We start from the raw sequence: 22,741 nt of genomic DNA on the forward strand, positions 1-22,741 counted from the left end.
CACCGTGGAGGTCGACGGCCGGCCGCTGCCGCCGGGCCAGCCGCGCGCGGCGCTGGCCGCCGGCATCGGCATGGTGCACCAGCATTTCACGCTGGCCGACAATCTTTCCGTGCTCGACAACATCCTGCTCGGCACGCAGCCGCTGTGGCAATGGCGGCTGGAGCGCCGCGCCGCGCGCGCGAAGGTGCTGGCGCTGGCGCATCGCTTCGGCCTCGCGGTGCGGCCGGGCGCGCGCGTGGGCGAGCTGTCGGTCGGCGAGCGCCAGCGCGTGGAGATCGTCAAGGCGCTGTACCGCGGCGCGCGCGTGCTGATCCTCGACGAGCCCACCGCGGTGCTGACGCCGCACGAGGCCGAGACGCTGTTCGCCACGCTGGCGCAACTGATCGCGGAGGGCTTGTCGGTGATCTTCATCAGCCACAAGCTCGATGAAGTGCTGCGCGTGTCCAGCCGCATCGCCGTGCTGCGCGGCGGCAAGCTGGTGGCGCAGCGCGAGGCGGCGCAGACCAGCAAGGCGGAACTGGCCGAACTGATGGTGGGGCGCGCGGTCGCCATGCCGGAGCGGGCCGCCGGTGCCGCGGGCGATGCCGCGCCGGTGGTGCTGGCGCTGGAGCAGGCCGGCGCGCGCGGCACGGACGGGCGCATGCGGCTCGACCGGCTCAGCCTGCGGGTGCGCGCCGGCGAGATCGTCGGCATCGCGGGCGTGTCCGGCAACGGGCAGGCGGCGCTGGCGGAACTGCTCAGCGGCACGCTGGCGGCCACCGAAGGCCGCGTCACGCTGGCCGGCCAGCCGATGCCGGCGCGCCCGCGCGCGTGGATCGGCGCGGGTGTCGCGCGCGTGCCGGAGGACCGCCATGCGGTCGGCGTGGTGGGCGACCTTGCCGTGTGGGAGAACGCCGCCAGCGAGCAGCTTGGCCAGCCGCGCTTCTCGCGCGCCGGCGTGATCCGCCGCGCGGCGGCGCAGCGCTTCGCGCGCGAACTGGTGGCGCGCTTCGACGTGCGCACCGCCGGCATCGAGGTGCCGGCGCGCACCATGTCCGGCGGCAACATGCAGAAGCTGATCCTGGGCCGGGCGCTGTCGGTGCGCGGCGAGGGCCGCGCGCCGCTGTTGGTGGTGGCCAGCCAGCCGACCTGGGGACTGGACATCGGCGCGGTGGCCTACGTGCGCGCGCGCCTGCTGGAGGCGGCGCGCGAGGGCGCGGCCGTGCTGCTGATCTCGGAAGACCTCGACGAACTGCACGCGCTGGCCGACCGCATCGCGGTCATGCACGCCGGCCGCCTGACCGAGGCGCGCCCGACGGCGGACTGGACGCTCGCGGCGCTCGGCCTGGCGATGGCCGGCGCCGGCGGCGGCGCGCCGGGCGGCGCCGGCGACGCGGAGGTGCTGCATGCGGCTTGAACCCCGGAGCGGCGTGTCGCGCGTGGCCATGCTGGCCGCGCCCGTGCTGGCCATCGCGGCCACCTTGCTGATCTGCGCGGTGCTGGTGCGCTGGGCCGGCGCGCCGGTGGGGCGCGCTTATGCGCTGCTGCTCGAAGGCGGCTTCGGCTCGCGCTTCGCGTGGTCGGAGACGCTGACGCGCGCCACGCCGCTGATCCTGACCGGGCTGTCGGTGGCGGTGGCGTTCCGCGCGCGGTTGTTCAACATCGGCGCGGAGGGGCAGCTGTACCTCGGCGCGCTGGCGGCGGTGGCCGTGGGCGGGCAGGTCGACGGCGCGGTGGCGCCGTGGGCGGAGCACCTGCCGGTGGCCGTGCATTTCGCGCTGATGGTGGCGGCCGGCATGCTGGCCGGCGCCTTGCTGCTGCTGGGCGCGGCGTGGCTCAAGACGCGGCTCGGCGTGGACGAGGTGGTGACCACCTTGCTCGGCAACTTCATCGTGCTGCTGTTCGTCTCGATGATGCTGGACGGACCGATGAAGGACGCCACCGCGATGGGCTGGCCGCAGTCGGTGCCGCTGGTGCCCGAGCTGGAACTGTCGAAGCTGATGGCGCGCTCGCGCGTGCACAGCGGCCTGCTGCTGGCGTGCGCGCTGGCGCTGATCCTGTGGGCGGTCAACCGCTTCACGGTGTTCGGCCTGCACATGCGCGCGGTGGGCGCCAACGCGCGCGCCGCGGCCTTCGTCGGCGTGCCGGTGCGGCGCGTGACGATGTGGACCGCGCTGCTGTCGGGCGCGCTGGCGGGGCTGGCCGGCGTGGTGGAGGTGGCGGGCCGCACCAGCTACCTGACGCTGGACATCTCGCCGGGCTACGGCTACGCGGGCGTGGTGATCGCCATGCTGGCCGGGCTGCATCCGCTGGGCGTGGTGGCGGCCTCGGTGTTCGTGGCCGGCGTGCTGGTCGGCGCCGACGGCATGAGCCGCGCGGTGGGCGTGCCCAACACCATCGCCGACGTGATCGTGGCGGTGGCGCTGCTGTCCATGCTGGTGGCGACCATGCTGGCGCGCTACCGCATCCGCTTCGACGCCCTGCGCAAGGTGGCCTGATGGAACTGCTCGACATCCTGGCCTCGGCGCCGTTCTGGATCGCGGTGCTGCGCGTGGCCACGCCGCTGGTGTTCGGCACGCTCGGCGTGCTGCTGTGCGAGCGCGCCGGCGTGCTCAACCTCGGCATCGAGGGAATCATGGTGGCCGGCGCCTTCGGCGGCTGGCTGGCGGTCTATCACGGCCTGCCGCTGTGGGGCGGCGTGGCGGTGGCCGCGGCCGTGGGGCTGGCGTTCGGCCTGCTGCACGGCTGGCTGACGGTGAGCCTGGCGCTGTCGCAGCACGTTGCCGGGCTGGGCGTGACCATGCTGGCCACCAGCTTGTCCTACTACGCCTACCGGCTCGGCTTTGCCTCGGTGTCCACGCCGCCCACCATCGTGCCGTTCGCGCCGATGCGCTGGATGGCGGAGGTGCCGCTGCTCGGTCCGGTATTGGGCCCGGTGTTCGGGGAAGAGACCGCGCTGACCCTGCTCGCGCTGGCGCTGGTGCCACTGGTGGCCTGGCTGCTGTACCGCACGCCGCTCGGCCTCGCGGTGCGCATGGTCGGCGAGAATCCGGCCGCGGCCGAGGGGCAGGGCATCCGCGTGGGCGCCATGCGCATCGGCGCGGTGATGGCGGGCTCGGCGCTGATGGCGGTGGGCGGCGCCTTTCTCACGCTGTCGGCCTTCAACGCCTTCTTCTTCAACATGATCAACGGCCGCGGCTGGATCTGCGTGGCGCTGGTGGTGTTCGCCTCGTGGCGCCCGGGCCGCGCGCTGGCCGGCGCGCTGCTGTTCGCCGCCTTCGACGCGCTGCAGCTGCGCCTGCAGCAAAGCGGCGCCAGCCTGCCGGGCCTGCCGGCGCTGCCATACCAGCTCTACCTGATGCTGCCCTACGTGCTGTCGATCCTGGCGCTGGTGCTGGTGGCGCGGCGCGCCACCTATCCGCAGGCGCTGATGAAGCCCTATCGCAAGGGCGAACGCTGATCCATCCCGTCTCCCAGAAAAAGAACCCGCCATGCTCGACCTGATCCTGCGCAACTGCACGCTTCCCGATGGCCGCACCGGCATCGACGTCGGCATCGCCGGCGACCACATCAAGGCGGTGGAGCCGGCGCTCAAGGCGCACGCCGCCACCGAGGTCGACGCCGCCGGCCAGCTGGTGACGCCGCCGTTCGTCGACGCGCATTTCCACATGGACTCCACGCTGTCCTACGGCCAGCCGCGCATCAACCAGTCCGGCACGCTGCTCGAGGGCATCGCCCTGTGGGGCGAGCTCAAGCCGCTGCTGACGCAGGACGCCATCGTCGAGCGCGCGCTGGCCTATTGCGACTGGGCCGTGGCCAAGGGCCTGCTGGCGATCCGCTCGCACGTGGACGTATGCGACCCGCGCCTGCTCGCCACCGAAGCGCTGCTGCACGTGCGCGAGAAGGTCAAACCCTATCTGGACCTGCAACTGGTGGCGTTCCCGCAGGACGGGCTGCTGCGCGCGCCCGGCGCGCTCGACAACCTCAAGCGCGCGCTCGGCATGGGCGTGGATGTGGTCGGTGGCATTCCACATTTCGAGCGCACCATGAGCGATGGCGCCGACTCCGTGCGCATCCTGTGCGAGCTGGCCTGCGAGCGCGGGCTGCGCGTGGACATGCATTGCGACGAGACCGACGACCCGCTGTCGCGCCATGTCGAGACGCTGGCCGCGCAGACCGTGCGGCTGGGCCTGGAGGGCAGGGTGGCCGGCTCGCACCTGACCTCGATGCACTCGATGGACAACTACTACGTGTCCAAGCTGATCCCGCTCATGCATCAGTCCGGCGTGGCCGCCATCGCCAACCCGCTCATCAACATCACGCTGCAGGGCCGGCACGACACCTATCCGAAGCGGCGCGGCATGACGCGCGTGCCCGAACTGATGGCCGCGGGCGTGCCGGTGGCGTTCGGCCACGACTGCGTGATGGACCCCTGGTACGGGCTCGGCTCGGGCGACATGCTGGAGGTCGCCCACATGGGCCTGCACGTGGCGCAGATGACCGGGCAGGACGCCATGCGCGCGTGCTTCGCCGCCGTCACCGAGACCCCGGCCCGCATCCTCGGGCTGGAAGGCTACGGCATCGCGCCGGGATGCCGCGCCGACCTCGTGCTGCTGCAGGCGCGCGATCCGGTGGAGGCGATCCGGCTGCGCGCCACGCGGCTGATGGTGCTGCGCGCGGGCAAGGTGGTCGCCAGCACGCGTCCGGCCACCGCCACGCTGCATCTGCCGGGCCGGCCGGGGCAGGTGTGTTTTCAGCCATGAGCGCCGCCGGCGCCAGAAAATGCGTGCCGGGGTGTTGACAGCCGAATCCGAACTTGCCATAATGTTTTTCTTCGCAGCGCTGCAGCAGTTCACGCAGCAAAACGAAGCCCAGATGGCGAAATTGGTAGACGCACTAGGTTCAGGTCCTAGCGGTGGCAACACTGTGGAGGTTCGAGTCCTCTTCTGGGCACCAAGACTCGATGAGAAAGGCCGTTGCAGATGCAGCGGCCTTTTTCTTTTTGCGGCGCTCGTTTTGCGATGAGACTCCGATGGCGAGGCGAGCTTCCGGCGGCACGGTCCTGGCCCGCGGGTACGCGCCGGCTTCGCGCCTTCAGCTCCGTTCTGTTTCAGGTTTGCATCGTCCGCCACGCCGGTCCATGCGGACCCGCCATCGCGCATCTCTCTGCGCCAGTCGTCGTTTCCTCGTTTCCTCTTCGCGCGCCGGCAAGCGCGGAACCCCCTCGCATTGCCGCCGTGCGGTGGCACACGCAGATGCGCGCGGCGCCCACGGAGCGCCCTTACGGTCGCGAGGGCTTTGACCTATGCTCAAGCAAAGCCGTAGCGGATTTTCAAGCCAGAGGTGCAGTCATGGCCAGGGGCGCGTGGTCTCCGAGCAGGGCGCAGGTCGGTGCCAGCGGGCATTGCCCGGGTATTCACGATCGCCATCTCCATCCCCATCCGTGCCGCCAGTGTTGTTGCTCGATACTCGCCATGATCGTGGCCAGCCTCGCCCAGGGCGAGGAACGGCCAGCCGGCGGCGGCGGCGCCTTCGGCTGGGACCAGCTCGAAGGCGAACCGCCCGCGCAGGTCTCCGGCAGCGATGCGGTCATCGTCGCCGCCAATACGCTCGGCGCCACGCCGGCCGGCGCGGCGCGCGGCGGCCAGCCTGTCCTGGTTGCCTCGCTCGGCGGCTGGGGCCGGCCCGCCACCACGCATTCGTCCGGCACGCCCGCCACGGCCTACAACGACGCGCCAGGCCCGCTGCCCGCCTACGCGGACCCGGCGCCGCGCGTTGCGTGGCCCGCCGTGTCGGTGCACCTCGACGACGCCACCTCGGCCACGGGCCATGTCGGCAACCGCGTGCAGAGCATGGCGCTGTCGCTCGACACCGTGCTGCCGCGCAGCGGCGGCCTGACGATCCAGCCGCGCGTGCAACTCGCCTACCAGCCGGCCCTCGACCGCAGCGGCACGGGTTTCCTCGGCAGCCAGCCCGCGGACGCGAGCGCGGCCGAAGTGCTGGTGCGGCTCTACCGTACCCAGCCGACCCGGCTCAACGGCGCCAACGGGGTCTACCCGTTCGTCGAGGCCGATCTCTGGCAAGACCACAAGCAGGCCATCAACATCAACGGCACACGCATCGACCCCGACATGCTGCGCGGGCTGCTGTCGGTCAACGTCGGCGCGCACGGCAGCACGAACGGCGGCGTCAAGCTGTGGATCAAGCTCAAGGCCGGACGCAACCCGGGCGGCACGCTGGGCGCGCGCTATCGCTGGTAGGCCCCGCCGCGGCCGGAAAACGGCCTGACACATGGCTGTAAAAAACGCTTGCATTCAGGCATGGCTGCGCTACAATTGCGACCTCGCGTGCGGCTGTAGCTCAGTTGGATAGAGTACTTGGCTACGAACCAAGGGGTCGTGGGTTCGAATCCTGCCAGCCGCACCACCTTATTTGAAGGGCTTCCGTTTCCGGAAGCCCTTTTTGCATTGTCTTTTTCATTGCCCTGTCCGTCGCCGCGCGCATTGCCCGCGCTGTCGCATTGTCACGGGCCGCCATCTGCCGCGAAGCGGTTCCAGCGACAGCACACGAAAGTCCGGGTGCGATCCTGTAAGCCGGCGCGCATTTTGGCACGTTTTCGCGCCCGCTTTGGAATTCCGCACAGGATGATTTAACGCCAACATTGCGGCCAGACGGTCTCTAGAAGTGGGCAATAGGGCACCAGATCGGAGGGGTAGGCATCCTCCAGTCGCGCCACCTAGCGAGTTAAATCCGACTTAAAGAACTGGCGTAAGGTTGTTCTACTGCGCTCACGATCTGTCTCACTGCTCTGCGCCTTGTCAATGTGCGAGGTGGTTTCCAGCAGTTGTGCCGGCTGGAGACCAAAGGCTGCGGCCAATTTCCCTATCCCGTCAAGGGGAAATTGCTCGGTGGCATGCCCCGCGCCGAGGAGCGCCAAGCGGTTGACCGCAACCGCGCTCAGATCGGTTAATCCGTGCAAGGCAGGATTATTGGTGAGCGCGATGTTGACCAGGGCAAGCACTTCCCCTGTCTGCGCCGAGTAGGTAAAGACTGGAGAGATGAACCGGTATTCTCTGGCGGCGATCATGCCCTTTGCCGCGTCGGTCCACCTGGCGTCAGTCGCGTACAGACCGTCCGGACGCCATTCCAGCGCCTTAAACCAACCCGCTGCCGGCGCCCTGGCGCCGCTCAGCGTCTGGTGCTCATAGTCGATGACGTAATCCATGCTGCGCTGCTCCGCAGCGATCACGAGCTCGCGCCCGTGTGCCTCGCTTAGCACCCACGCTGCGGCCTCTTTGGGCCGCCCATCCTGAGCACGGAAGGCACCTGCGGGAAGAATGCGAAACTCGCGGCCCGACGACGCTTCGACAGGCAGTGCGGGGATATTTGCGGTCATTGCGTTTCTTCACGTTGGGACGGCAGCGGGGGGCGGCCACTGTTCCGGGCCGTGGACCGTTGCACCAATCCATTGACAAACCATCCGGCTCGGAGCGTGGCTATGGTCTGTCTATCTCGCCACGACCCAGCGCCTTCACATGCCCCTCTAGTCGAGGTGCGACGTCACAACGACGTCAAGCAATCCGTAGTTCGGGTTCGGCTGGCCGTTTGCCAACTTGTCGGCTTGGGCAATGAAGAAGGCCGCTTCGCGGTTTGCATTGCCGATCAGGAGCAAGTTCGGCTTGATGCCCAGGGAGCGGCCCTCTTCAGTCTTGAGCGCCGTCATGGCGTTGTAGGCCGCGCCGAAGTTCGCCGCGTTGAGCTCAAGCTTGCTCCCGAACGCCTGCTGCCAGAAACCGAAGCCGACATTCATCCGCCCGTCCACGCCGTAGATGTATTCCTGGCGCATGAATACGTTCTCGTCGGCTTCCTTGTCCAGGGTGACGAAGTTGTACGGACGCCGCTGCTGGAAGATGAACGGTTTGAGCGGACGGCTCGTATCCAACAGGAACCAGGCAGGCTTTGCATCAGCAGGATTGGCCGGCAACTGGACGTTGGAGACCGGCGTCACATCGCCATCGCTTGCGACCACTTCATGGTTCGCGTCGAAGAACGCTCGGCCGTCATAGCATTTGGTGGCAAAGCCGCTGAGAATCAGTTCGAACAGCAGCTCATCAGGATGCGCAGCCGCCGAGGCCCCCATCTCCTCAAATAGAGGTTTGAAGATGCCGTAGGTATCGTCCTCGATGTCATCGCGCGGGATCGAAATCGTGGACTCGAATTTCCGGTTTTTGATCGAGTAGCCGTAGGCCTTAAGGTTCTTGATAACCCGATCGCCGACCCATTCACGCAGGCGGGGAAACTGGCCCAGCCAACTGTACTGCTCTTCCTTCGTGTTCGACGGCACCAGCGTCGCCAGTTGCGGCCAAAGCGGCTTGGCTGCCGAGTGCCCAGCGTTGTAGGCCATTTTTACGCCCTTGAAGAGGGCGGCAAGGTTCTGTTCAGAGATCAGCATTTTGAGAGTACCGTGGTGGTGGATAGCTCGCGGAATTGCGAGGACGAAGCCGGGCGTGCCAGTCAGCAAGCGCCCTTCAGAGCGCGTTCGATGGTTCGGTCGGAGAGGCGGTACTTGGACGCAATGTGCGCAACGGCTCTAAGCACCGACATCTGCTCGGTCAACGCCCCAAACAGGTCGACAATCTCCCGCTCCTTGCTCTCGCGCTGAATGTCTGCGCAGCGTGGCACGTATAGGCGAGCACCACCGTGCCCACGCATCAGCGTTCCGGCCGCGTCGATTCCGACAATGGACTCCAGGCGAGCTTGAGCCTGCGATGCGATGACGCCCTTGGGAATATCCAGCGTCTCGCCGCCGCACGCTTCGACCAGTGCCACGGTGGCACGCATGCCGATTTCCGCGATAAGCCGTTGCAGCGACTTGGGCAGTTTGTCGATCCCGACCTGGTAAAGGAGCGATTGGTGTACCGCGCCCATGCAGTCCTCTGACTGGGCTTCTTCATGACAACTGTCTTGGAGTTTCATGGCGTAGGCGTCCCCCCTTTGAATGAGCACATGGTAGGAGTTGCGCCGGGTCGCATGTAGCCTGACATGCTTCAGTGGGATGCTTGTGCGGAGATGACACCGGGAATCGTGTCATGACCAGGGCGCGCCTGAGTGGCTGATATGTTCCAGTAGGAAACACGCAAGACGATTCGCTTGGCACTCGATTCGCGGAGACCACGGACCAACAAAGCCGCCTGCGCGCCTTTTTAACGTACCCTTAACGCATGGTGCGATGGCTACTGGCTAGGTGTGTATGCCCATCACATGAAAATTGCTCTGAAGGCGTTTAAACGCTTGAACAAAAAAAGGCCACGCGGCTGTGTGGCCTCTCGCTGCTGGATGCCAATCAGGCAATAGCAAGCCGTCCGTTGGGGAAGCGGCGCCTGTCGAGGCCATGCAGAAGGCGCCAGGCCAGAAAGATGACGGTGGGGTGCCTAGTGGTCCGCAGGAGCGAGGGCCGATGACGACTGAAGAGTATGTCGCCTCGTTCATGCCGCGAGTGCCGGGTCTGGACTGCACCGCGCCGGTGTATGCCGCGTGGATGCAGGTAAGGCGTGTGCCGGTTGCGGCGGCATGCGTGATCGTCAAGGGTGCTGCCAGTGCTACAGCCAGCAGGGCACGCGGCTCCAGTTCGACAAGAATCAGTGCGCGCAGGTTGTGGAGGCCGGGTTCTTCATGGCGTTTGATCCTGACCAGGTGCCGGTGCAGAAAGAGCTGCCACAACAGCAGCCGCAGACGGTGGTCCAGGTGGGGACGATGGGCGAGGCACCGCAGCGACGGCTCGATCCGATTGACTTGGCGGTGTTCGATGAGCCCGATTCGCCGCGGCATTGGGTGCGTCGGTAATTCCCGTTACGACTAAGGTGTAACAATAATTGAATTACCGTTATGGGTAACGTAAAATACAAGCATAGACAGGGAGCCGAATATGCGTGATGTAACGGATAATGTGACTGGCGAGCTTGAGGTGATGGTGAAGCGTGGCCGGGGCCGTCCGCGTAAGGAGGGGGCGTTGACGAATGCACAGCGTCAGGCCGCCTACCGTGCGCGTCGCCGCGAATCCGTTACGGTAACGAAAAATGTGCCGGTATCGCGCCTAGTGGTTGACCAGGTTGACGCCTACGATGAGTGCCGCCTCGAGGTCGAGCAGCTGCGTGCCCAGCTGGCCGAAGCGCTCGAGACCATTGAACAGATGATGGCGGAGGCCGGGGTAATGTGTCATCAGGTCGAGTCGCTGCAGGGCGAGGTGAAGCGGGAAGTTCAGCGTTCTACGCGCAAGGACTTCGAGTTGGGCAAGGTGCGCGAAGAGTATGCCCAGCTCGAAAAGTCCGTGATGGTTGTCAAATCCGTTTCGCCTTCTGATAACGCAAATGCGGATGTGGTGGAGGTGCTGTTGTCGCTGCTGGAGATTGCCTGCAAGCGGAAGCCGGTTGCGGGTCGTAATTTGCTCTCTGGGTCTGAGGTGTGGAAGGGCTTTGACGGTGTAGGGCTGCCCGATAGTCTTTGGAGGCGGTTGAGCTGTGCAGTGTACGGCACGGATTCAGAAGGAAAAGCCGTTACGGGAAAGGCAGTAACGAAAAATAGAGCGTAACGGAACGGTAATGAAAAGACACTCGTTCATGCGGGAGGTTTTGTTGGTGTTGCACTGACCCCGGCGGCTGTCTTCGGCATGGATCATATGCACCAAAATATGGCGCTCTCGTTCTTGGAAAGCGCTTGCTAGAACGGTCATACGGGATTAGCATTGTGCGCAGGTGCTAGTAACACCTACAGTCTTGTGACTCGAAAACCATCAGCGGCACAATTAGGCCGCTCGCGCATTTGCGCCAGCGGTTTTTTTGTGCTCGCCACGCTTGTGGTAGTCCGTCGTTTTCTCCTGAGGGCTCGTGAGCCTTTCGGGCAAGGTCGAGGGGCGGGAGTGCGAGGAATACAAGACCCGCAAGGGGAATAACTCCGCGGACTGATGGCCGTTACTAGCTCCCGCCCGCCCATCTAGTAAATGGGCGCACGCCAAAATGCTCACCATCAGGAGTACCGTTCATGGGCGCCCGCCTTTGCTTGCCTACTTTGGCAACGATTCAATCACACCAACGATCCTTCCCGTTCCTTTCTCTGATTGAGCGGCGCATGCCCCTTGCCCGTTGCGTAGATCTGACGGAAGACAGGGAAGCCATTCTGCGCGTGATCCACGCAAGCCCAACGCGAACGGAGGCTGAGATTGTGGACCTCCTGACGGCCGAGATTGCAGCGGCCACAGGAGAAGCTCAGGATACTGCGGCGACAGCGACCCGCTTGACAGCCGAGCTGTTGCGATGCGTAAGCCAAAAGGTTGACACTCAGGGAGCGTACCGGCTATCACGATAACCGGTTGCGTTGCAAAAAAAGCCCGCCAGACTGGCGGGCTTTTTTTTGACAACCAAAGTCTACTCGTTAGACAGTTCACTTCAATGCAGTTGGTTATCACTTACTTTTCTTATTAATTTCAATAAGTCATTGAATTATAAGTACAAAATAAAATAGCATCTACATTGCCAGGCTTTGCAGTTTTCCCAGCAAGACTGTATTGACTGTGGAATGTTCCTAGTGTCTCTTACTGCACGCTAAGGTCACTCGGCAACAACTTAGCCGTTCGTAGATTTTCTTTATTTTTCAAGCACTTATACCTACCGTTTGGTGGTGTCGATTCGCTTCCATATACTGCGCATTTTCTGCGTAGTCCGGTGCCAAATCTTGCGCAAAATTGCTCATTTTTTTGCGATTTTTGCGGTATTTTCCGGACTGGCTCGCTAGAGCGGTAAGTCTCGCAATCCTAAGCCTGGCGCGGCTTTGGGAGGCGTCGATCCTCTTTTTCTTCGGTGTCAAAATGAGCACCTCCCCACAGATCCGCTATTGGTCCAGGGACTGGCTTACCATCCCTCCCATAGCCAATCCCAATCGTTGATCCCGATGCTGCTCCGCCATGTCCGCTACTTTCTCGCCGTTGCCGAATGCGGCAATTTCACCCGCGCGGCCGAGGCGCTGCATGTTTCGCAGCCGACGCTTTCGCAGCAGATACGGCAACTGGAGGACACGCTCGGCGTGCAGTTGTTCGACCGCTCGGGCCGCAGCGTCCGCACCACCGATGCCGGGCAGGCTTACCTGCTCTATGCGCGGCGCGCGCTGCAGGATCTGGAGGCGGGCAAGCGGGCGGTTCACGATGTCCAGGAGCTGACGCGCGGCAGCTTGCGGCTGGCGATGACGCCGACGTTTACGCCTTATCTGGTCGGGCCGCTCGTGATGGATTTCAATGAGCGCTATCCCGGCATCGTCTTGAGCGTGCTGGAGATGCCGCAGGCGCAGATCGAGCAGATGCTGCTGCAGGACAGCCTCGACATGGGCATCGCGTTCAAGGACGTGCGGCTGGCGGACATCGACACGCAGCCGCTGCTGCTGGAGCCGCTGGCGCTGGTGGTGGGCGCGGGGCACCGCTATGCCAGGCGGCGCACGCCGCTCACGCGCAAGGAGATGCAGGACGAGCCGTTCGCCTTGCTGACGCAGGAGTTCGCCACGCGCCACTACATCGACAACTATCTCGGCCGCCAGGGCATCGTGCCGCAGGTCGCGCTGGAGGCGAACTCGGTCAGCGCGGTGGTCGAGGCGGTGCGGCGCGGTCGCCTGATGACGGTGCTGCCGGCCGCCATCGCGCAGGACAGCAGCGACCTGCGCAAGGTCAGGCTGGAGCCGCCGCTGCCGCCGCGCGAGGCCGCGCTGCTCCAGCGCAGGGGCGCCTACCGCAGCGCGGCCGTGCGGGCCTTCGTCGCGTTCGCCCAGGAGGTGCTGCCGGCCTGGACGCCAGCGCCGGACGCTCAGGCCGGCGTGGCCGGGCGCCGGTAGCCTTTCTGGTAATGGACCGTGAACGTGCCGAGCGCTTCTAGGGCCGCGCGCGGATCGTGGCTGGGCTTGATGGCGAAGCTGTCGAAGCCGCAGCGCGCCATGTAGTGCACCGTGTCGATCATCACGTCGCCCACCGCGCGCAGCTCGCCGGTCCAGCCGTATTGCGTGCGCAGCAACTGCGCCAGCGAGTAGCCGCGGCCATCGGTGTAGACGGGGAAGTCGATCGCCAGGTGGGCGATGCCGGCCGGGTCGATGACGTTCGCGCCGGGCTCGAGCAGCAGCTCGGGGTCGGCGTCCGGCGCGAGATACACGGCGACCGGATGCGCGCGCTGCCGCAGCCGGGCTTTCATCGCCAGCCAGGTGGCGGCGGTGACGAGCCAGCCGTCCTCGTCGGGCGGCAGCGCGGCGGGCGCATCGGCGCCGTCGCCTTTTCCAACTTCGCCGCCTTCATCGCCTTCACCGTCATTGGCCACGAAGGCGCGCCACTTGTCCGGCTCGAGCGCGCCGTTGCGGATGACGTTGGCGACCGGGTTTGTCATGCGGGCCTCAGACACGTGCGCTCTCCGCCTGAAGCTTGCGCTGGACGATCCGCGCGTCGGTGTAGACCGCGGTCTTGAACGGTTCGGTGCCGGTGCGCTCGACCACGTCGATGAACCGTTCCTCGTCGTCCTCGCGCAGCGAGAGGTAGGTCTGCACCAGCAGTTCCACCACGTCGGGGATTTCCTCGCGCGCGAACGACGGGCCGATGATCTTGCCGATGGCCGCGCCGCCGGCGCCGTCTTCCATGTCGCGCCGCTCGCCGGACAGCGCGCCGTTCTGGCGGCCGCCGATGGTGACCTGGTACCACTCCTCGCCGGCCTTGTCGACGCCGAGGATGCCGATGTGGCCCACGTGGTGGTGCCCGCACGAGTTGATGCAGCCGGAGATGTTCAGGTCCAGCTCGCCGATGTCGTGGAGGAAGTCGAGGTCGTCGAAGCGCTGCTGGATGGCCTCGGCCAGCGGGATGGAGACGGCATTGGCGAGCGAGCAGAAATCGCCGCCCGGGCAGGCGATGATGTTGGTCAGCAGGCCGATGTTCGGCGTGGCCAGCCGCAACGGGTCCAGCCGTTGCCAGACCTGATGCAGGTGGACGCGGCGGATGTCGGCGAGGATGAGGTTCTGCTCGTGCGAGACGCGCAGTTCGCCGAAGCCGTAGGTGTCGGCGAGGTCGGCGACGGCATCCATCTGGTCGGCGGTGATGTCGCCCGGCGGGCTGCCGGTGGCCTTGAGCGATACCGTGACCGAGCAATAGCCGGCCACGCGGTGGGCATGGACGTTGCTGCGCAGCCAGCGCCGGAAGCGCGGGTCCTGTTCCGCCAGCGCGGCCGCGGGGTCGTCGTCGCCGGCCGCGGCGGGATCGTAGGCCGGCGTGGTGAAGCGGCCGGCGATGTCCTGCACGAACTCGGCGCTGACCGTGTCGGGGCCGCCGCGGATGCGCTGCCATTGCTCGTCGACCTGCTGCGCGAACACGGCCGGGGTGAGGTCCTTGACGAGGATCTTGATGCGCGCCTTGTACTTGTTGTCGCGGCGGCCGTGCAGGTTGTAGACGCGCAGCGTGGCCTGCAGGTAGGTCAGCAGGTCCGACCAGTGCACGTATTCGCTGATCAGCTTGCCCACGATGGGCGTGCGGCCCATGCCGCCGCCCACCCACACGCGAAAGCCGGTCTCGCCGTCGCGGCTGACGGCCTGCAGGCCGATGTCGTGCACGCCCACCGCGGCCCGGTCCGTGCGCGCGCCGCTCACGGCGATCTTGAACTTGCGCGGCAGGAAGGCGAACTCGGGATGCAGCATCGACCATTGCCGGATGATCTCGCACCAGACCAGCGGGTTGACGATCTCGTCCGGCGCGATGCCGGCGAGGTGGTCGGTGGTGGTGTTGCGGATGCAGTTGCCGCTGGTCTGGATCGCGTGCATCTGCACCGTGGCCAGCTCGGCGAGGATGGCGGGCGCGTCTTCCAGGCGCGGCCAGTTGAACTGCATGTTCTGGCGGGTGCTGAAATGGCCGTAGCCGCGGTCCCAGCGGCGCGCGATATGGGCGAGCTTGCGCAACTGCCGGCTGGCGAGCATGCCGTAGGGAATCGCCACGCGCAGCATCGGCGCGTGGCGCTGGATGTAGAGGCCGTTCTGCAGGCGCAGCACGCGGAATTCATCTTCCGTCAGCCGGCCGTCCAGGAAGCGCGTGGTCTGGTCGGAGAACTGGGCGACGCGCTGGTCGACCACCTGCTGGTCGACGGTGTCATACGAATACATGGCAAAGATCGCGGCAGCCGCTACCCGGGGGCGGGCGCGGGCGGCTTGAGTGAGGAGAGGGCACAAGGCTAGCCGGTGGGCCGCCGGCCGAACAGGATCAGTTCCGGCGAATTCGGTCATACCAGGTGACGGATGCGCGGCGGGAGTTCTGTTTGCCGGGCCAAATGGGGGCATCGCAGAGCCGGCGCGGCACCGGCGCCATGCCCCGGCTTTACAGAGACAGGTCTGTCTGCAATACTGAGTTGTCTATCTCATTACAAGGAAGGGCGCCATGGCACAGCCCTCGGCCCGGGACCGGATTCTCGACACGGCGGCACGCCTGTTCTACCAGGACGGCTTCCGGGCGACCGGCATCGACAAGATCATTGCCGAATCCGATGTGGCGAAGATGTCGCTCTACCGGCATTTCGCCTCCAAGAACGAACTGATTTCCGCCTTTCTCGACTGGCGCCATGACTTCTGGATGCACTGGTTCACCGAGGAGGTGGAGGCGCGCTTTGCCGTCTCGCCGGGCCTCGGCGTGATCGCCGAAGCCTTGGGCGCGTGGTTCGCGCAGGACACCTTCCGCGGCTGCGCCTTCATCAACGTGGTGGCCGAGGCGGGCAGCACCGGGGTGCCGGAGCATCTGCAGCAGGCCGTCGCGCACAAGGCGTCGCTCAGCGCGTACCTTGCCGACATCGCCGGGCGGCTGGGGCTGGCGGAACCCGGCGAGGTGGCCGAGGAAGCCATGCTGTGCCTCGAAGGCATGATCGTCCGCTACCAGATGACCGCCGATCCGGCCGTGGTGGAGCACGGCAAGCGCCTGCTCGCGCGCCTCGAGCAGAGCGCCGGCGTCCGCGCGGCGAGCGCTGCCGCGGCCTGAACCTCAAGCAGCGGAACAGCGGCGGCGCCTGGCGGCCGGGCGGCGCGATGCGGCAGCGCGCGGCCTTGCGCGGTTCCGCTCAAGGCTCGCAGGCCGTCTCCTGCAGCGTGGCGTAGCGGCGCTCGCCGCGCGTGCGCAGGCACAGCGTGACGGGGCTGAGGAATTCCATGCCTTCGGCGATGCTGAAGCTGATGCGCGCGCCGTCGCGCTCGAACGCCAGCGCGTCGATGGTCCACGGCAGCGCCTTCAGGGCCGCCGTGTCGATGCCAGAGAGGTACAGCGTGGCGCCGGCGGCCTGCGCGGCCGCCTCGGCTTCGGGATTCCAGGTGTCGGCCGTGAGCAGCGGGTCGTCCACCGTCAGGAGCGGGCAGCGGATCGACAGCCGGGCCGCGGCGGGGCGCTGGCTGTACAGGTAGAGGGTGCCGGGATCGCAGCTGAACATGATTTCTTGGCCTCATGTAATACTGTATGGATATACAGTATAGCGTGCTTTTTGCAGATTGCAGGCCGCCGGCAAGAGGGGGATGCCAGGGCCTTGCCGCGGGGGCGCATGCTAGGATGCGGCGCAGGATTCGCCCCGCGGCGAGAACGGACGGGCACGCCAAATGGACAGCGGCACCACGGAGTACAAGGCGGAATACAAGGGGTACGTCATCCACGTGTTCTGCAGGACCATCAAGGCCGGCCTGCACATGGCCTCGTGCGCGATCTGGGAGGATGGCGCCATCGTCCAGGACGCGCGGGCGATCGGCAGCCAGCACGCCACGCCCGACGAGGCGAAGGCGGCGGCCTATGCCTGGGCAAGGAAGTGGATCGACGGCAATAGCTGAAACCGAACGCCGCGCTGCTTCGCCATCACGCCACCACGTCAGCGCGCTGCCGGGCACTCCGCGCCGCAAACGGGCCGCCGGGCCGCCGGGCCAGGCGCTTTTCCGGTTTTTTCCCGCCCAGGGGTATCCAGATGCCACCGATCCGCGTATATTTCGGCCCGCGGGGTGGAGCAGTTGGCAGCTCGTCGGGCTCATAACCCGAAGGTCGCAGGTTCAAGTCCTGCCCCCGCAACCACATTCCCTACATCGACACCCGCCCCGATACGCCAGCCCAGCGTCAGGCCAATCGGCGGTGCGGTCATCGGTCACTCGCCGAAGCAGGGCGCCGCGGTAGCCGCGGGCGCAGGCTGGCCGGCGAAGCGCTTCTCGATCCAGTCACTGGCCTTACCGGCCGCATCCCTCGCAGTGAAACGGCTTTGCCTGTCGTGGCTGGCAACGCAATGGCCGGCTAGCGCGCCGTATCGATATTCAGCAGCGCCTGTCCCGTTTCGGTGAGGTAGGGCGAGAACAGGCTCATCACCTGCGACGCGCCCCAACTGATGTGCTCGCGCCGCAGCGCGTCGATGCCGTGGCGAGAGCGCAGGTAATCGATCCAGTACGTCGACACAATCCAGCTATTGACCACGAGGTGGTCGAGCTGCGCCGGCGTGGCGCGCAGCAGGCCCGCCGCTTCCATGCTGGCGAACACGCGCCGCACGTGGCGCTGGCCGTCGTCGGCGAGCGCCTCGGTGCGCGCGCGCAGGGCGGGGGCGAGCGCGCGGATCGCGGCCGCGTCGCGGTAGAAGAAACGCCATTCCCACATCAGGCTGAACCAGCCGCTCAGGTAGCCGGCAAAGCGCTGCGGCGCGTCGCCTTGCGCGAGGTCGGCCACGGCGGTGTCGCGCAGCGCGTGCTCGAACGCGTCGAACAGCGCTTCGAGGATCTGCTCCTTGCGGTTGAAGTGGTAATGGAGATTGCCTTCCTTGATGCCGACCGCCGCGGCGATCTCCGCCGTGGTCACGACCATCGGCCCGCGCTCGTTGAACAGGCTCAGGCAGGCCGCGAGGATGCGCTCGCGGGTCTTGGGCCGCCGCGCCGCGGCGCTGTCCGCGCTCATGGGCGGCGCTCCGCGCGGGTGGCCGGATCGGGTCGGCGGTGTTTGGTATGCAGCATGTCTTGCGTGGCGCACGAGGCCAGGGCTTAAGGGAAAGCCCTGGTTCGGGCGATCCCGGTTGATTAATTAGGGTGAACACCCTAGTCTAGTCGGAAGTCGGCACGCTGGCACCACGGCAATGCGCAAACGCGCAAACGAGCAAACGTGCAAGACGCAGGAAATGCGATGCCGAGGTGCCCGGCCACGACCGGTCAACGGAAACAGGAGACAACCGATGCTAGCAGGCAACGCAGACAAGGCGCATCCCCCGGCGTGGCAGGCGCCGCATGAGCAGGTCCACCATTTCGATGTGCTGATCGTGGGCGCCGGGCTGTCCGGCATCTGCGCAGCCTACCACCTGCAGACCAGTTGCCCGGGCAAGCGCTACGCCATCCTGGAGGGCCGCGACGCCATCGGCGGCACCTGGGACCTGTTCCGCTATCCCGGCGTGCGCTCCGACTCGGACATGTACACGCTCGGCTTCAGCTTCCGGCCGTGGCGCAGCGACAAGTCGATCGCCGCCGGCGACGCCATCCTCGAATACATCCGCGACACGGCCAGGACCTTCGACATCGAGCGCCACATCCGCTTCGGCCACCGCGCCACGCGCGCGTCGTGGTCGTCCGAGACGGCGCGCTGGACGGTGGACGCCGCCGTGGGCCCGCAGGGCGAGCCGGCGCGCTTCACCTGCAATTTCCTCTACCTGTGCAGCGGCCACTACGACTACGCGGACGGCTACATGCCGGGCTGGCCGGGTATGGAGCGCTTCGGCGGCCGCGTGGTGCATCCCCAGCACTGGCCCGAGGACCTCGTCTACGACGACCAGCGCGTGGTGGTGATCGGCAGCGGCGCCACCGCCGTGACGCTGCTCCCGGAGATGGCCAAGCGCGCCGCGCACGTGACCATGCTGCAGCGCTCGCCGACCTACATCGTCGCGCGCCCGTCCAGCGACGCGGTGTCCGCCTGGCTGCGGCGCAAGCTGCCGGCCGGCATGGCGCATCGGGTCACGCGCTGGAAGAACGTGCTGTTCGGCATGTATTTCTACCACCTCGCGCGCAGGAAGCCGGAGCTGGTCAAGCGCAAGATCCTCGAGGCCGCGCGCGCGCAGCTCGGCCCGGACTACGACGTCGACAAGCATTTCTCGCCAGCCTACAAGCCGTGGGACCAGCGCCTGTGCCTGGTGCCGGACTCGGACCTGTTCAAGTCGATCCGGGCGGGCAGGGCGTCGGTGGTGACCGACCATATCGAATCCTTCACCGAGACCGGCCTGCAGCTGCGCTCCGGGCAGAAGCTCGACGCGGACGTGATCGTCACCGCCACCGGCCTGCAACTGAAGGTGGCGGGCGGCATGCGGATCGAGGTGGACGGCGTGCCTGCCGATCCGGCGCAGGCCTTCATGTACAAGGGCATGATGTACAGCGACGTGCCCAACCTGGCGGTGGCGATGGGCTACGTCAATGCGTCGTGGACGCTGAAGGCGGAGTTGTCGTCGATGTACGTCTGCCGGCTCATCAACCACATGGAGGCCAACGGCCATGACTGGTGCGCGCCGCGGCGCGGCCACGCCGCCGGCGACGACGAGCCTTCGCTGTCGCTGACCTCGGGCTACGTGCAGCGCGCCAGCGGCATCCTGCCCCGGCAGGGCAGCAAGCGTCCGTGGCGGGTCCACCAGAACTACCTGTTCGACCTGATGGCGCTCAAGTTCGGCAAAGTGGAGGATGATGCGATGGAATTCGGCCGGGCCGGCCCGGCCGCGCCGCGTGCGCCGGCGACCGCCCGGGCGGCGGAATCGGCGCACGGTTGAGGAAAGGACGCCATGACCATACTGATTGCCTGCATTGCCATCGTCGCCGCCGTCATCGCCGGCCTGGTGGCATTCACTGCGTTCATCGCGCGCAAGGTCGAGAAGGCGCTGCCGCCGCGCGGCAAGTTCATCGAGATCGACGGCGCCCGCCTGCACTACATCGACCAGGGCCAGGGGCCGGTCATCGTGATGGTGCACGGACTGGGCGGCCAGACCGGCAATTTCTCCTACGCGCTGCTGGAGCGGCTGACGCCGCGCTTCCGCGTGATCCTGGTCGACCGGCCCGGCTCGGGGTATTCGACCCGTCCGGCGGGCATGTCGGCGCGCCTGCGCAAGCAGAGCGAGGTCATCGCCCGGTTCATGCGGGCGCTGGACCTGAAAGACCCGCTGCTGGTGGGGCATTCGCTGGGCGGCGCGGTCGCGCTTGGCGTGGCGCTCGATCATCCGGGCACGGCCGCCGGCCTGGCGCTGATCGCGCCGCTCACGCATCCGGTGGCGGGCCCGCCCGCCGTGTTCCGCGCGCTGGCGGTGTCGCCGGCCGCGCTGCGGCGCGTGGTTGCGTGGACGCTGGCCATCCCGCGCTCGATCCTGCGCGGGCGCGACATGCTGGAATTCGTCTTCAGCCCGGAGCGGCCGCCGGCGGATTTCGGGACCGCCGGCGGCGGCCTGCTCGGCCTGCGGCCGGGCGCGTTCTATGCCGCGTCGTCCGACATGACCAGCCTGGAGGAAGACCTGCCCGCGATGGCCGGGCGCTATGCGTCGCTGGCGCTGCCGGTCAGCATCCTGTACGGCACGGCCGACGCCATCCTCGACTGGCGCGCGCACGGGCAGGCCATGAAGGACAAGCTGCCGGCGCTGGAACTGGAACTGGTGCCCGGCGGGCACATGCTGCCGGTCACGATCCCGGACCAGGCCGCGGCCTGGCTCGCGGCGGCGGCCGAGCGCACGCGGCTGGCCGGCGCGCCGGCCTGACCGCCGCCCGCATTCAGGCTGCATCCGGGCCGCATTCGGATTGCATCCGGGCAGCATCGCCGCCGCGTGACCGGCCCCAGCGCCGGTCCACGCCAATGCCTCCCGCTCAAGCCACGCATGGGCGGTGCGACCGCCGCTGCATGGTCATGGACGTTCGGCATCCGGCGGAACCGCGCGATGTCCTCGCCACTGTGTTCCGTGCATGGTGCCGTGGCCGGCGCGCCGCAGGGCGCAGCCCTCAGGACACGGAGAAGGTGCGCACGAGCTTGGTCTTGAGCGGCCACGGCCGCGCCGCCAGGATCCAGATGCACAACAGCGGACCCATCAGCGGGATCAGCGACAGGTAGGCATAGGGTGCGCCGAAGTGCGCGGCGCGGAAGACCTTCCTGAATGGAAAGAACCACATGGCTTCGAAAGCCAGGAACCCCAGAAGATAAAACGTCATTGCGGTGCTTCCTGTGTAATTCCTGCTCCGTATCGCGCCTCTGAGAGACTCTGAAGGTCCCTGCTGGTGTTGCCGTATGGCATCGGGCAGCGTTTCCGGTGTGGCATCGGTGTTGTGCAGCGGGATTGTAGTGCGCAACCGCGCAGGTACAATCCCGCCCCTTCGGGGGATTCCTATTGATCGGAAGGTTCCTGTTAGCTTGCCGCCATTTCCCGTCGTCTACGGCAGGTAGGTATTGTTTTCCGCGACCAGCCCCGAAACGGGGCGTCCGAGATACATGGCGCGATATTGGGCGCCCGTCACGATGTCGGCGCTTCTGCTGCCGGAAAAGGTATTTCCGCTCACCGTATTATTGTCGTCCTCCACGATCACGCCCTGCCGGACATTGCTGAAGCGGTTGCTTATCACCCGGTTGTCCTGCGCATAATCGAGGAAATAGCGGCCGGCATAGTAGGAGGGATCGCCGCAATTCCAGTTGCTCAGGTCCCGGCTCTGCCGCGACGCGATCCACACGCCCACGCTCTGCGCGGCGAAATCGTTGTCCTGGATCAGGTTGCGGTCCGAGTGCTGCCAGCGCGTCGGGCCCTGGTTCTCGCCGCAGTTCTTGTAGAGCGCGATGGCGGCCAGGGCGTTGCCGCTGAACTGGTTGCCGGCGATCACGTTGCCGGCCGAGGAGTCGATGGCGATGGCTTCGCGGGTGCGCGGCACGCCGTTGCCGGTGAACGTGGAGTCCACGATCCGGTTGTCGCGCGTCGAGGCGTCCAGGTACACGCCCGGGCCGCGCGAGCCGGTCACGGTGACATGGCTCAGCGTGATGCCGGAGGCGTAGGTCTCGATATAGATGCCGGTGTCGCCCGCGCCCGCCACGCTGACATTCTCGATCAGCACCTGCTGCGGCGTGCGCGCGTAGATGTCGTCGCGGGAGTAGGTTTGCAGCCTGGCCGCGAGCGAGCCGCTCCAGCCGACCGCGATGCCCGCCGAGGCCTGGTCCTTGAGGCGGCAGTTGCGGATGGTGACGTTGCTTAGCGGGTTGCCGCGCGAGTTCACGTAGATGCCCTTGGCGTCGGTGCCGCGGCCGTCGATGAGCGCGCCGCTGCAATCCAGCGTGACGCCGGAGCGGGTGATGGTGAAAGCCTGCCTGTAGACGCAGGCGCCGTCGAGCACGGTATCGGCGGTGACTTCGGCCGGCGCCGTGCAGGTGGGCGCGCCCGGTACCGCGGATGGCATGTTGTCGCTGGCCGGGCCATCGCCGCCACCGCCGCAGCCGGGCAAGAACAGGGATAGGGGCAGGACGATGCCCGGGCCAAGACGATAAAGAAAGGGTCGTTTCCAGTTGGACATGAGGGCGCCTCCGGTGCGGGTGCAATACAGGTGTTATGGATCCGCCGGACAAAAGGCGGCCCCGCGCCCGCGGGCCGGCCGCGGGTGCCATTTTTCTGATCGAATGAATCTGGTTATCCCGCGATTTTCGCGGGCAGTAATATCGGACAGTAGCCGGGCAGGGGCCATTGATTATTCAATGGTCCCGCTGTCTCGATCCGGATAGTCTGGTGTTTCC

The 22,741-nt window shown here is 66.7% G+C and carries 21 protein-coding genes and 3 tRNA genes; 15 read left to right on the forward strand and 9 right to left on the reverse strand.

Annotated elements, in window-relative coordinates:
* The 7 genes from K206_RS38400 to K206_RS0115725 form a co-directional block, all read left to right on the forward strand.
* The coding region (locus K206_RS38400) for an ABC transporter ATP-binding protein (RefSeq protein ID WP_020203347.1) at positions 1-1,396 on the forward strand (1,396 nt) is incomplete at its 5' end.
* Positions 1,386-2,477: an ABC transporter permease gene (locus tag K206_RS0115700; protein WP_029043693.1), complete on the forward strand. Its 1,092-nt coding sequence runs from the start codon at positions 1,386-1,388 to the stop codon at positions 2,475-2,477. The genes K206_RS38400 and K206_RS0115700, both read left to right, overlap by 11 nt.
* Positions 2,477-3,439: an ABC transporter permease gene (locus K206_RS0115705; RefSeq protein WP_020203349.1), complete on the forward strand. Its 963-nt coding sequence runs from the start codon at positions 2,477-2,479 to the stop codon at positions 3,437-3,439. The genes K206_RS0115700 and K206_RS0115705 overlap by 1 nt, the downstream gene beginning before the upstream one ends.
* A 31-nt stretch (positions 3,440-3,470) precedes the next feature.
* Positions 3,471-4,742 (forward strand): amidohydrolase family protein, encoded by a 1,272-nt coding sequence (locus tag K206_RS0115710; protein WP_020203350.1) that lies wholly within the window; start codon positions 3,471-3,473, stop codon positions 4,740-4,742.
* A gap of 106 nt (positions 4,743-4,848) precedes the next feature.
* A tRNA-Leu gene (locus tag K206_RS0115715) sits at positions 4,849-4,935 on the forward strand.
* 518 nt (positions 4,936-5,453) lie between these two features.
* Positions 5,454-6,239: a hypothetical protein gene (locus K206_RS0115720; protein WP_020203351.1), complete on the forward strand. Its 786-nt coding sequence runs from the start codon at positions 5,454-5,456 to the stop codon at positions 6,237-6,239.
* 89 nt (positions 6,240-6,328) lie between these two features.
* A tRNA-Arg gene (locus K206_RS0115725) sits at positions 6,329-6,405 on the forward strand.
* Positions 6,406-6,715: 310 nt separating this feature from the next.
* On the opposite strand, the gene K206_RS40885 is transcribed toward K206_RS0115725, so the two are convergent.
* From K206_RS40885 to K206_RS38410, 3 genes are all read right to left on the reverse strand, one after another.
* The gene (locus tag K206_RS40885) at positions 6,716-7,375 is read right to left on the reverse strand and encodes a phage protease (RefSeq protein WP_081651417.1); all 660 of its coding nucleotides are present in this window, start codon (positions 7,373-7,375) and stop codon (positions 6,716-6,718) included.
* A gap of 147 nt (positions 7,376-7,522) precedes the next feature.
* The gene (locus tag K206_RS0115735) at positions 7,523-8,431 is read right to left on the reverse strand and encodes a Mu-like prophage major head subunit gpT family protein (RefSeq protein WP_029043695.1); all 909 of its coding nucleotides are present in this window, start codon (positions 8,429-8,431) and stop codon (positions 7,523-7,525) included.
* A gap of 62 nt (positions 8,432-8,493) precedes the next feature.
* Entirely contained in the window at positions 8,494-8,955 is a 462-nt protein-coding gene (locus K206_RS38410) for a Mor transcription activator family protein (RefSeq protein ID WP_155888093.1), read from the reverse strand.
* 594 nt (positions 8,956-9,549) lie between these two features.
* Here K206_RS38410 and K206_RS0115745 point away from each other — a divergent pair.
* The 3 genes from K206_RS0115745 to cynR all read left to right on the forward strand — a co-directional run bounded on the left by K206_RS0115745 (position 9,550) and on the right by cynR (position 12,849).
* Entirely contained in the window at positions 9,550-9,822 is a 273-nt protein-coding gene (locus tag K206_RS0115745) for a hypothetical protein (RefSeq protein WP_020203355.1), read from the forward strand.
* An 82-nt stretch (positions 9,823-9,904) separates the two neighbouring features.
* Positions 9,905-10,567, forward strand: coding sequence for a hypothetical protein (locus K206_RS44315; RefSeq protein WP_231401613.1), 663 nt, complete (start codon positions 9,905-9,907; stop codon positions 10,565-10,567).
* 1,355 nt (positions 10,568-11,922) lie between these two features.
* Complete coding sequence (cynR, locus tag K206_RS0115755) at positions 11,923-12,849, forward strand: transcriptional regulator CynR (RefSeq protein ID WP_020203357.1); 927 nt, start codon at positions 11,923-11,925, stop codon at positions 12,847-12,849.
* Here cynR and K206_RS0115760 read toward each other — a convergent pair.
* Together K206_RS0115760 and K206_RS0115765 are read right to left on the reverse strand one after the other, a co-directional pair.
* On the reverse strand, positions 12,822-13,388 hold the full coding sequence (locus K206_RS0115760; protein ID WP_020203358.1) for a DUF934 domain-containing protein: 567 nt from the start codon (positions 13,386-13,388) through the stop codon (positions 12,822-12,824). The two genes, cynR and K206_RS0115760, sit on opposite strands and share 28 nt — an antisense overlap.
* A 7-nt stretch (positions 13,389-13,395) precedes the next feature.
* Positions 13,396-15,138, reverse strand: coding sequence for a nitrite/sulfite reductase (locus tag K206_RS0115765; protein WP_020203359.1), 1,743 nt, complete (start codon positions 15,136-15,138; stop codon positions 13,396-13,398).
* 271 nt (positions 15,139-15,409) lie between these two features.
* On the opposite strand from K206_RS0115765, the gene K206_RS0115770 reads away from it, so the two are divergent.
* The gene (locus K206_RS0115770; protein ID WP_020203360.1) at positions 15,410-16,000 is read left to right on the forward strand and encodes a TetR/AcrR family transcriptional regulator; all 591 of its coding nucleotides are present in this window, start codon (positions 15,410-15,412) and stop codon (positions 15,998-16,000) included.
* A 79-nt stretch (positions 16,001-16,079) separates the two neighbouring features.
* Here the strand turns inward: K206_RS0115770 and K206_RS0115775 are convergent, their stop codons facing one another.
* Positions 16,080-16,442 (reverse strand): hypothetical protein, encoded by a 363-nt coding sequence (locus K206_RS0115775; RefSeq protein ID WP_020203361.1) that lies wholly within the window; start codon positions 16,440-16,442, stop codon positions 16,080-16,082.
* Positions 16,443-16,605: 163 nt separating this feature from the next.
* On the opposite strand from K206_RS0115775, the gene K206_RS0115780 reads away from it, so the two are divergent.
* Positions 16,606-16,830 (forward strand): DUF6566 family protein, encoded by a 225-nt coding sequence (locus K206_RS0115780; protein ID WP_020203362.1) that lies wholly within the window; start codon positions 16,606-16,608, stop codon positions 16,828-16,830.
* 159 nt (positions 16,831-16,989) lie between these two features.
* Positions 16,990-17,065: transfer RNA gene (locus K206_RS0115785), tRNA-Met, on the forward strand.
* 213 nt (positions 17,066-17,278) lie between these two features.
* Here K206_RS0115785 and K206_RS0115790 read toward each other — a convergent pair.
* Positions 17,279-17,926 carry a TetR/AcrR family transcriptional regulator gene (locus K206_RS0115790; RefSeq protein WP_020203363.1) on the reverse strand — a complete coding sequence of 216 codons (648 nt, stop codon included), beginning with the start codon at positions 17,924-17,926 and terminating at the stop codon, positions 17,279-17,281.
* A 271-nt stretch (positions 17,927-18,197) separates the two neighbouring features.
* Between K206_RS0115790 and K206_RS0115795 the strand changes: the two genes are divergently transcribed.
* Positions 18,198-19,766, forward strand: coding sequence for an NAD(P)/FAD-dependent oxidoreductase (locus K206_RS0115795; RefSeq protein WP_020203364.1), 1,569 nt, complete (start codon positions 18,198-18,200; stop codon positions 19,764-19,766).
* A 12-nt stretch (positions 19,767-19,778) separates the two neighbouring features.
* The gene (locus K206_RS0115800) at positions 19,779-20,738 is read left to right on the forward strand and encodes an alpha/beta fold hydrolase (protein WP_020203365.1); all 960 of its coding nucleotides are present in this window, start codon (positions 19,779-19,781) and stop codon (positions 20,736-20,738) included.
* A gap of 238 nt (positions 20,739-20,976) precedes the next feature.
* Here the strand turns inward: K206_RS0115800 and K206_RS0115805 are convergent, their stop codons facing one another.
* Both K206_RS0115805 and K206_RS38420 read right to left on the reverse strand, forming a co-directional pair.
* The gene (locus tag K206_RS0115805; RefSeq protein WP_020203366.1) at positions 20,977-21,183 is read right to left on the reverse strand and encodes a hypothetical protein; all 207 of its coding nucleotides are present in this window, start codon (positions 21,181-21,183) and stop codon (positions 20,977-20,979) included.
* Positions 21,184-21,402: 219 nt separating this feature from the next.
* Entirely contained in the window at positions 21,403-22,410 is a 1,008-nt protein-coding gene (locus tag K206_RS38420; RefSeq protein WP_020423801.1) for a nitrous oxide reductase family maturation protein NosD, read from the reverse strand.
* Positions 22,411-22,741: the final 331 nt, after the last annotated feature.

Origin of the sequence: Cupriavidus sp. WS (genome assembly GCF_000395345.1) — a bacterium.
Lineage (GTDB): Bacteria > Pseudomonadota > Gammaproteobacteria > Burkholderiales > Burkholderiaceae > Cupriavidus > Cupriavidus basilensis_B.

Bases quoted from the DNA above. Each gene is read 5' to 3' on its own strand.
- K206_RS0115780 (WP_020203362.1), top strand. From the start codon at position 16,606: ATGGACAGCGGCACCACGGAGTACAAGGCGGAATACAAGGGGTACGTC.
- K206_RS0115700 (WP_029043693.1), top strand. From the start codon at position 1,386: ATGCGGCTTGAACCCCGGAGCGGCGTGTCGCGCGTGGCCATGCTGGCC.
- K206_RS0115795 (WP_020203364.1), top strand. From the start codon at position 18,198: ATGCTAGCAGGCAACGCAGACAAGGCGCATCCCCCGGCGTGGCAGGCG.
- K206_RS0115705 (WP_020203349.1), top strand. From the start codon at position 2,477: ATGGAACTGCTCGACATCCTGGCCTCGGCGCCGTTCTGGATCGCGGTG.
- K206_RS0115720 (WP_020203351.1), top strand. From the start codon at position 5,454: ATGATCGTGGCCAGCCTCGCCCAGGGCGAGGAACGGCCAGCCGGCGGC.
- K206_RS0115770 (WP_020203360.1), top strand. From the start codon at position 15,410: ATGGCACAGCCCTCGGCCCGGGACCGGATTCTCGACACGGCGGCACGC.
- K206_RS0115805 (WP_020203366.1), bottom strand. From the start codon at position 21,183: ATGACGTTTTATCTTCTGGGGTTCCTGGCTTTCGAAGCCATGTGGTTC.
- K206_RS0115775 (WP_020203361.1), bottom strand. From the start codon at position 16,442: ATGTTCAGCTGCGATCCCGGCACCCTCTACCTGTACAGCCAGCGCCCC.
- K206_RS0115800 (WP_020203365.1), top strand. From the start codon at position 19,779: ATGACCATACTGATTGCCTGCATTGCCATCGTCGCCGCCGTCATCGCC.
- K206_RS38420 (WP_020423801.1), bottom strand. From the start codon at position 22,410: ATGCCATCCGCGGTACCGGGCGCGCCCACCTGCACGGCGCCGGCCGAA.
- K206_RS44315 (WP_231401613.1), top strand. From the start codon at position 9,905: ATGCGTGATGTAACGGATAATGTGACTGGCGAGCTTGAGGTGATGGTG.
- cynR (WP_020203357.1), top strand. From the start codon at position 11,923: ATGCTGCTCCGCCATGTCCGCTACTTTCTCGCCGTTGCCGAATGCGGC.
- K206_RS0115745 (WP_020203355.1), top strand. From the start codon at position 9,550: ATGCGTGATCGTCAAGGGTGCTGCCAGTGCTACAGCCAGCAGGGCACG.
- K206_RS0115765 (WP_020203359.1), bottom strand. From the start codon at position 15,138: ATGTATTCGTATGACACCGTCGACCAGCAGGTGGTCGACCAGCGCGTC.
- K206_RS0115790 (WP_020203363.1), bottom strand. From the start codon at position 17,926: ATGAGCGCGGACAGCGCCGCGGCGCGGCGGCCCAAGACCCGCGAGCGC.
- K206_RS0115735 (WP_029043695.1), bottom strand. From the start codon at position 8,431: ATGCTGATCTCTGAACAGAACCTTGCCGCCCTCTTCAAGGGCGTAAAA.
- K206_RS0115760 (WP_020203358.1), bottom strand. From the start codon at position 13,388: ATGACAAACCCGGTCGCCAACGTCATCCGCAACGGCGCGCTCGAGCCG.
- K206_RS0115710 (WP_020203350.1), top strand. From the start codon at position 3,471: ATGCTCGACCTGATCCTGCGCAACTGCACGCTTCCCGATGGCCGCACC.
- K206_RS40885 (WP_081651417.1), bottom strand. From the start codon at position 7,375: ATGACCGCAAATATCCCCGCACTGCCTGTCGAAGCGTCGTCGGGCCGC.
- K206_RS38410 (WP_155888093.1), bottom strand. From the start codon at position 8,955: ATGAAACTCCAAGACAGTTGTCATGAAGAAGCCCAGTCAGAGGACTGC.